Source organism: Nocardioides caeni (assembly GCF_004912195.1).
Lineage (GTDB): Bacteria > Actinomycetota > Actinomycetes > Propionibacteriales > Nocardioidaceae > Nocardioides > Nocardioides caeni.
The window spans coordinates 334,910-341,157 of sequence record NZ_STGW01000002.1 but is presented as its reverse complement, the minus strand read 5'-3'; the positions used below and the strand labels follow the sequence as shown (position 1 = coordinate 341,157).

The 6,248-nt window shown below is 72.4% G+C and carries 8 protein-coding genes; 6 read left to right on the top strand and 2 right to left on the bottom strand.

Annotation, left to right across the window (positions count from 1 at the left end; genetic code table 11):
• Positions 1-8: 8 nt before the first annotated feature.
• From E9934_RS05385 to E9934_RS05370, 4 genes are read left to right on the top strand one after another with little or no spacing between them, the layout of a single operon-like run.
• Positions 9-176 (top strand): winged helix-turn-helix domain-containing protein, encoded by a 168-nt coding sequence (locus E9934_RS05385; RefSeq protein ID WP_275106615.1) that lies wholly within the window; start codon positions 9-11, stop codon positions 174-176.
• Positions 177-206: 30 nt separating this feature from the next.
• Positions 207-1,403 (top strand): 5-(carboxyamino)imidazole ribonucleotide synthase, encoded by a 1,197-nt coding sequence (locus tag E9934_RS05380; RefSeq protein WP_136561825.1) that lies wholly within the window; start codon positions 207-209, stop codon positions 1,401-1,403.
• 30 nt (positions 1,404-1,433) lie between these two features.
• Positions 1,434-1,943, top strand: coding sequence for a 5-(carboxyamino)imidazole ribonucleotide mutase (purE, locus tag E9934_RS05375; protein WP_136561824.1), 510 nt, complete (start codon positions 1,434-1,436; stop codon positions 1,941-1,943).
• A 15-nt stretch (positions 1,944-1,958) separates the two neighbouring features.
• On the top strand, positions 1,959-3,122 hold the full coding sequence (locus E9934_RS05370) for a heparan-alpha-glucosaminide N-acetyltransferase domain-containing protein (RefSeq protein ID WP_136561823.1): 1,164 nt from the start codon (positions 1,959-1,961) through the stop codon (positions 3,120-3,122).
• On the opposite strand, the gene E9934_RS05365 is transcribed toward E9934_RS05370, so the two are convergent.
• Both E9934_RS05365 and E9934_RS05360 read right to left on the bottom strand, forming a co-directional pair.
• Positions 3,111-3,530 carry a CoA-binding protein gene (locus tag E9934_RS05365; protein WP_136561822.1) on the bottom strand — a complete coding sequence of 140 codons (420 nt, stop codon included), beginning with the start codon at positions 3,528-3,530 and terminating at the stop codon, positions 3,111-3,113. The two genes, E9934_RS05370 and E9934_RS05365, sit on opposite strands and share 12 nt — an antisense overlap.
• Before the next feature lie 60 nt (positions 3,531-3,590).
• Positions 3,591-4,256, bottom strand: a complete 666-nt coding sequence (locus E9934_RS05360) for a TetR/AcrR family transcriptional regulator (protein ID WP_136561821.1) — start codon at positions 4,254-4,256, stop codon at positions 3,591-3,593.
• Positions 4,257-4,374: 118 nt separating this feature from the next.
• Here E9934_RS05360 and E9934_RS05355 point away from each other — a divergent pair, with 118 nt between their 5' ends.
• Both E9934_RS05355 and E9934_RS05350 read left to right on the top strand, forming a co-directional pair.
• Positions 4,375-5,529, top strand: coding sequence for an acyl-CoA dehydrogenase family protein (locus E9934_RS05355; protein ID WP_136561962.1), 1,155 nt, complete (start codon positions 4,375-4,377; stop codon positions 5,527-5,529).
• Positions 5,530-5,667: 138 nt separating this feature from the next.
• A complete protein-coding gene (locus E9934_RS05350; protein ID WP_136561820.1) occupies positions 5,668-6,243 on the top strand; it encodes an LPXTG cell wall anchor domain-containing protein in 576 nt (191 codons plus the stop codon).
• Positions 6,244-6,248 lie beyond the last annotated feature (5 nt).

The following is a 6,248-nucleotide window of genomic DNA, read 5'->3' as shown; positions in this document are numbered from 1 at the left end:
TGCGCGACGTGTGGGGCGTCACCTTCTGGACGTCCTCCAAGACCATCGACGTGCACCTCGGGTGGGTCCGGCGCAAGCTGGGCGACGACACCCGGCATCCGCAACTGATCACGACGATCCGCGGTCAGGGGCTCCGGTTCGAGACCGGTCTCTCCATCGCCGACACCGGCAGCTGAACCCCGACGCGTTCCGCGTAGGGTTTCGCCGTGTCCACGAGCGAACCAGCGCCCGAGCGCGCGCCCCGCATCGCCGTCATCGGAGGCGGCCAGCTCGCCCGGATGATGGCGCAGCCGGCCATCGCGATGGGTGTCCCGTTGCGCTTGCTGGCCGAGGCCGAGGGCGTCAGCGCCGCGCAGGTGATCCCCGACCAGCAGGTCGGTGACTATCGCGACCTCGCGACGCTGCGCGCGGTGACGGCCGGATGCTCCGTCGTCACCTTCGACCACGAGCACGTGCCGACCGAGCACCTGCGGGCGCTGGCCGCCGACGGCGTCATCGCCCACCCGGGCCCGGAGGCGCTGGTCCATGCCCAGGACAAGATCGTGATGCGCGAGGCGATGGCGCGCCTGGAGGCCCCGCAGCCGCGCTGGGCCGTCGTCGAGTCGTTGGCCGACGTGGAGGCGTTCGGACTGCCCTGCGTCCTCAAGGTCAGCCGGGGCGGCTACGACGGCAAGGGCGTGTGGGTCGTGCGGACGTCCGCCGACGCGGCCGAGCCACTGGCGGCGGCCGAGCGCACCGGTGTGCGGCTGCTGGCCGAGGAGCTGGTCGAGTTCCGGCGCGAGCTCTCCGCGCTCGTCGCCCGTGCGCCGAGCGGTCAGGCGGCGGCGTACCCGGTCGTCGCGACGCTGCAGGTCGACGGGGTGTGCCGCGAGGTGATCGCGCCGGCGCCCGATCTCGACGAGTCGGTGGCCGCGGGCGCACAGCAGCTCGCGCTGCGGATCGCCGGCGAGCTCGGCGTCACCGGGATCCTCGCCGTCGAGCTGTTCGAGGCGACCACGCCCGACGGCGAGACCTGCGTGCTGATCAACGAGCTCGCGATGCGCCCCCACAACACCGGCCACTGGACCCAGGACGGCGCGGTCACCAGCCAGTTCGAGAACCACCTGCGCGCCGCGCTCGACCTGCCGCTCGGCTCGCCCGCACCGCGGGCCAGGTGGTCGGTCATGGTCAACATCCTCGGCGGGGACGACGACCTCGGTGAGGTCGCACGGCTCTACGACGGCTATCCGCACGCCCTGGCGCGCGACCCGCAACTGCGCGTCCACCTCTATGGCAAGGACCTGCGCCCGGGCCGCAAGGTCGGCCACGTCAACGTCTTCGGCGACGACCTCGAGGACTGCCTTGAGCGTGGCCGCCACGCCGCGGCCTGGTTCCGGGGGGACCTCGGCAACCACAGCGAATGACCAGCAGGTGCCGCCAGTAGGGTCATGCCCATGACGGCACGCGTGGGCATCGTGATGGGCTCGGACTCCGACTGGCCGGTGATGCAGCTGGCGGCCGAGGCGCTCGAGGAGTTCGGGATCGCCTTCGAGGCCGATGTCGTCTCGGCGCACCGGATGCCCCACGAGATGCTGCAGTACGGCGCCGACGCCGCCGGGCGCGGGCTGTCGGTGATCATCGCCGGTGCCGGGGGAGCCGCCCACCTGCCAGGGATGCTGGCCTCCGTCACCCCGCTGCCCGTGATCGGGGTTCCGGTGCCATTGAAGTATCTCGACGGCATGGACTCCCTGCTGTCCATCGTGCAGATGCCGGCGGGCGTGCCGGTCGCGACCGTCGCGGTCGGCGGAGCCCGCAATGCGGGCCTGCTGGCGGTGCGGATCCTGGCTGCGACCGATCCGGCACTGCAGCAGCGGATGACCGCCTTCCAGGCCGAGCTCAAGGACGCGGCGCACGCCAAGGGCGCGGTCGTGCGCGAGCGCAGCGCCGGCGGGCCCCCCGCGTGAGTCTGGCCTGAACCGGTGTCCGCTTGGGCGAGGATCGCCCGCCCCGGCCGCCTGATCGGCGTCGACCTGGCGCGCACGGTCGCGCTGGTCGGGATGATCGCCACGCACGTGCTCGACGGCCGCACCGCCTCGGGCGAGCTCACCGTCGTCCAGGAGCTGGCCGGCGGTCGGGCCTCCGCACTCTTCGCCGTCCTCGCCGGCCTCAGCATGGCGCTGCTGTCGGGAGGATCGACCCCGTTGCGCGGCGTGCCGCTGGGACGTGCGACCGGCGGCCTGGCGGCGCGCGCGGTCCTCATCGGCGCCCTCGGCCTGCTGCTCGGCGAGCTCGACACCGGCCTCGCCATCATCCTGACCTACTACGCCGTGCTGTTCTGCCTGGGTCTGCCGTTCCTCGCGCTGCGGGCCTCGCACCTGGCGGCACTGGCGGCCGGGTGGGTCGTCGCGGCTCCCGTCCTGTCGCACCTCGTGCGGCCCGATCTGCCGGAGCGGGGCTGGGAGAGTCCGGACCTCGGTGCGCTCACCGAGCCGGGCCAGCTCGTCAGCGAGCTCCTGCTCACCGGCTACTACCCGGCCGTCCCGTGGCTGGCCTACCTGCTCGCCGGGATGGCGCTGGGCCGGATCGACCTGCGTCGGCGTGAGGTGCCGCGGCAGCTGATCGGCGGCGGCGCGGTGCTCGTGGTCCTCGCCATCGCCGTCTCCCAGCTGTGCCTGTCCACCGGCTCGGTCCGCGCCGCCCTGATTCCGGGCCGGGTGCTGACCGGTGACGAGGTGCGGCGGCTCCTGCAGGACAGCCAGCACGGGACCACGCCCACCGGGGCGGCCTGGCAGTGGCTGCTGACGGCGGCGCCCCACTCGGCCACCCCGTTCGACCTGGCCCAGACGATCGGCAGCGCGCTCATCGCGATCGGGCTCTGCCTGGCGGTCGTCGCGGTGCTGCCGGGTGCCCTGCGTCCTGCGGCGGCCCTGGTCGCGGGGGCCGGCGCCATGCCGCTGTCCCTCTACTCGCTGCACGTGGCGATGCGCTCACCGGACGTCTGGCCCGCCGAGCAGACCGGGACCTTCGGGTGGCACGTCGCTGTCGTGCTCGGCATCGGCGCGGCGTTCACGCTGTTCGGCCGGCGCGGCCCGCTGGAGTGGGTCGTCGGCTGGCCGGGGCGCAGGCTGACGTCAGCTCGATGACCGCCTGCGCCACTCGATCGCCGGGCAGGTGTCCATGACCATGGGCACCCCCGCCGCACGAGTGCGCTCGAAGGCGGCCTCGTCGATGACCCCGAGCTGGAACCACACGCCGCGGGCGCCGATCGCGACCGCCTCGTCGGCGAACCGGCCGGCGTCCTCGGAGCGGCGGAACACGTCGACCACGTCGACGGGGAAGGGGATGTCGGCGAGCGTGGCATAGCCCTGCTCGCCGAGCACGGTCGGCGCCGAGGGATGCACCGGCACGATCCGCTTGCCCTGCTGCTGCAACAGGGCCGCGATCCGGTAGGCGGTGCGGCTCGGGTCCCCGGAGAGCCCCACGACCGCCCAGGTCTCGAGGTCATCGAGCATCAGGTCGATCGCGGCCGGGTCGAGGTGTGCAGGGGTCATGCCGCTCCAACATCCCGCGGTGCCCGGCTCTTCCCGGTCCGCCGCATGTTCAGCGCATCCTCAGCGCGGCGCGTTGAGCGCCGCGCGCACCTGCTCGAGCACCTGCTCGACGTCCGGGTCCGGACCGGAGATGACGATCGTCGCGCCGCCGGCGCTGGGGTCGGCGCGCAGGGCCAGCAGCGCGCGGTCGAGGGCGCGGTCGAGGCCGGCGCGGGTCGTGGGCTCGTCCTGCTCGCCGCGCAGCCAGCGGCGCAGCACGTGGTTGTGCGCGATCACGATCGAGGAGGCGACCAGCTCCGCCCGCAGCGGACCGTCGGTGTCGTCCTCGAGCCAGCCGTGCACGTGCTGGGCGAAGAGCCGGACGTAGCGCTGCACGCTGGCGATCTCGCGGTCGCGGATCGAGGGGATGGTGCTGGCGAGGCGATAGCGCGCCATCGCCGTGGGCCCCTCGGCGAGGTAGTGGTCGAGGGGCACCCGGGCGCCCTCGCGCAGCGCGATGGCGCGGCTGCCCGGTGCCGACATCGACAGCCGCTCGCCCACCCGCGCCAGCAACGCGTCGTGGTCGGGCAGCACCACGTCGTCCTTGCCCCGGAAGTGGCGGAAGAACGTGCTGCGACTCGTGTCGGCCCGGGCGGCGATGTCGTCGATGGTCGTGGCGTCGTACCCCTGCTGCTCGAAGAGCTCGAAGGCGGCGTCGACGAGGCGGTCGCGAACGGTGGTGGGCACGTGCCTAGGCTAACTGGACGAAACTCAGTCTCGACTTTAAGATACTGAGTACCGATTCGAACGTCGCCGGTCCACCACAGCCGGCCCTGAGGGAGGAAACGCCGTGAGCGAGAGCCCGATGTATGCCCTGACCGAGGAGCAGCAGGCGATCCGCGAGGCCGTCCGCGCCGTGTGCGACAACAAGATCGCGCCCTACGCCGCCGAGGTCGACGAGCAGGCCCGCTATCCGCGGGAGGCGCACGACGCCCTCGTCGCCTCCGACTTCCACGCGCCCCACGTCCCCGAGGCCTACGGCGGCGCGGGAGCCGACGCCCTCGCGACGGTGATCGTGATCGAGGAGATCGCCCGGGCCGACGTCTCCGCGTCCCTCATCCCCGCGGTCAACAAGCTCGGGTCGTTGCCGGTGATGATCGCTGGCAGCGACGCGCTCAAGCAGAAGTACCTGCCGCGCCTCGCCAGCGGGGAGGGCGGCTTCTCCTACTGCCTGTCCGAGCCCGACGCCGGCTCCGACGCCGCGAACCAGCGCACCCGTGCGGTCCGCGACGGCGACCACTGGGTGCTCGACGGCACCAAGCGCTGGATCTCCAACGCGGGGGAGTCGGAGTTCTACACCGTCCTCGCGACCACCGACCCTGACGCGCGGTCGAGGGGCATCTCGGCCTTCGTCGTCGAGAAGTCGGACCCGGGCGTCTCGTTCGGCGCACCCGAGAAGAAGCTCGGCATCAAGGGCTCACCGACGCGCGAGGTCTACCTGGACAACGTCACGATCCCCGCCGACCGGATCATCGGCGAGGAGGGCCTCGGATTCGAGTACGCCATGCGCACCCTCGACCACACCCGCGTCACCATCGCGGCCCAGGCAGTCGGCGTCGCCCAGGGCGCGCTCGACTACGCCCTGGACTACGCCCGTGAGCGCCAGCAGTTCGGCAAGTCGATCGCGGACTTCCAGGGTCTGCAGTTCCTCCTCGCCGACATGGGGATGAAGATCGAGGCCGCCCGTCAGCTGACCTACGCCGCCGCAGGTCGCTCCGAGCGCGGCGACAGCGACCTCACGTTCTTCGGGGCTGCCGCGAAGTGCTTCGCCTCGGACGTGGCCATGGAGGTGACGACCAACGCGGTGCAGGTCCTCGGCGGCTACGGCTACACCCGCGACTACCCCGTCGAGCGGATGATGCGCGACGCCAAGATCACGCAGATCTACGAGGGCACCAACCAGGTCCAGCGCATCGTGATGGCTCGCCAGCTGCTCGCCGGCGTCCAGAGCGAGCTCTGATCCTCGGATCGGGCTCGGGCGGCGGAAGGGGCCGGCGGACGACGTTTCGGGCGAACGTAACGAAGATCACATCCGCCCGTTGGTCCGGGTGGGTGGCTTCCTTTGGGAGGAGGCCAACGTCCGCTGGAGTTGGTGCCAATGCGTCAATCCGTCATTCGTCTGGGAGTGCTCGCGAGCCTCCTCGTCCCCAGCCTGCTGCTCGCGTCGCCGAGCAGGGCCGACGACCTCAACTACTCACCCACCGTGCCGACCTCGTGCACCGTCGACGCGCCGCGGATCAAGGTGGGTGAGCGGCCCCGCATCGAGATCGAGGTCGCAGCCAACACGACGACCCTGCTCACCGGCTCGGTCGACCTGGCGATTGCGACGCGTGCGGGGGCCGGTCGTGCCCTCGCCGGGGTGGTCTGGACCCGCACCGTGCGCTACGAGGGCGAGCCGCGCACCGTCCTCGGCCCGCGCCTGCCGCGCGGCAGCTACCTCGTCACGATGGCCTTCACCCCTGACGACAGCGCCTTCGTCGGCTGCCGCAACGCCGGCGTCTTCAACGTCGGCGGGGGCGAGACCGGTGGCGAGGAGGATCCCGTCCCGGGCAACCTCCCCGACACCGGTGGTCCGTCGGTGCTGTTCCTGCTCGTCGGTGGTGCCCTGTGCGCGAGCGGCGCCGGCGTCCTCGGGTGGGGGCGCCGGCGGGGGGACGCCCGCGACGGCGGCTGAGCGGC

Bases quoted from the DNA above. Each gene is read 5' to 3' on its own strand.
- purE (WP_136561824.1), top strand. From the start codon at position 1,434: ATGACGGCACGCGTGGGCATCGTGATGGGCTCGGACTCCGACTGGCCG.
- E9934_RS05365 (WP_136561822.1), bottom strand. From the start codon at position 3,530: ATGACCCCTGCACACCTCGACCCGGCCGCGATCGACCTGATGCTCGAT.
- E9934_RS05355 (WP_136561962.1), top strand. From the start codon at position 4,375: ATGTATGCCCTGACCGAGGAGCAGCAGGCGATCCGCGAGGCCGTCCGC.
- E9934_RS05350 (WP_136561820.1), top strand. From the start codon at position 5,668: ATGCGTCAATCCGTCATTCGTCTGGGAGTGCTCGCGAGCCTCCTCGTC.